Source organism: Roseomonas rosulenta (assembly GCF_016106005.1).
GTDB classification, from domain to species: Bacteria; Pseudomonadota; Alphaproteobacteria; order Acetobacterales; family Acetobacteraceae; genus Neoroseomonas; species Neoroseomonas rosulenta.
Map to the genome: position 1 here is coordinate 1 of NZ_JACADR010000565.1, position 1,128 is coordinate 1,128.

The 1,128-nt window shown below is 73.3% G+C and carries 1 protein-coding gene; it reads left to right on the forward strand.

The window, feature by feature from the left end; translation table 11 throughout:
* The coding region (locus HW578_RS26870; RefSeq protein ID WP_198373752.1) for a S1 family peptidase at window positions 1-1,128 on the forward strand (1,128 nt) is incomplete at both ends.

Here is a 1,128-nt window from a genome sequence, read left to right on the forward strand (position 1 = left end):
GCCGCCGCCCCCGCCGCCGGTCGCGCCGGTGGCCGCCGCCGCGCCCGCCGCGCGCGCCACCGGTTCCGCCTGGAACTGGTGGCTGCTGCCGACCGGCCTGCTGGTCGCCATCATCTTCCTCGGCCTGGGCTTCTGGCTGGGCTGGCAGCTCATTTCCGAGCGCATCGCGCAGCAGCGCCTGGTCGCGCATGTCGCCGACGAATCCCGCATCACCGAGCAGATCGCCCGCCAGCGCCAGACCAACGACGCGCTGCGCACCGAGATCGAGCAGGCGCGCGCGGCCCTCGCCGGTGATGTCTGCCGGCCCGGCGATTTCGGGCTCTCGCCGCTGACGCCGCCGCAGATCACGCCGATGCAGCCGAGCCAGATGCCCCCGCCCGCGCCGGGCCAGCAGGCCTTCCAGGGCTCGCTGATCGAACTGCTCGATCAGGCCACGGTGCTGGTGCTCGGGCCGCTGGCCAACGGGCAGGGGGTGGGCACCGGTACCGGCTTCGTGGTGGCGCCGGGCATCGTCGTGACCAATGCGCATGTGGTCGCGGGCCTCGATCCCTCGCGCGTCTTCGTGGTGAACCGACGGCTTGGCAGGCCGCGCACCGTGCAGGTGGCGGCGCAGACGCCCGACCCGCAGCCCGGCCGCCAGGACTTTGCCATCCTGCGCATGCCGGCCGATGCGCCGGCGCTGAGCCCGCTCGGCCTGACGCGGGTCGCGAGCCGGCTCGATCCGGTGATCGCCGCCGGCTTTCCGCAGGCGATCATGCAGACCGACGCGAATTTCCAGGCGCTGCTGGATGGCAACATCCAGTCCGTGCCCGAACTCGCGGTGACGGACGGGCTGGTCAGCGCCGTGCAGAACCTGCCATCGGGACTGATCGTGATGCCGCACACTGCGGCGATCAGCCGCGGCAATTCCGGGGGGCCACTGGTCGATCGCTGCGGGCGCGTGGTCGGCGTCAACACCTTCGGCTTCTTCAACGCGGAGCAGGGCGAGCGTGTCTCCTACGCGCAGAAGGTCGACTCGCTGCTGGCCTTCCTGGCGGCGAACGGCGTGACGGTGGCGGAGGTAACGGGCGCCTGCACGCCGGCGCCGGTCGGGCCAGCCGCTGCCGGCGCCCCGGCCGCGCCCGCGCC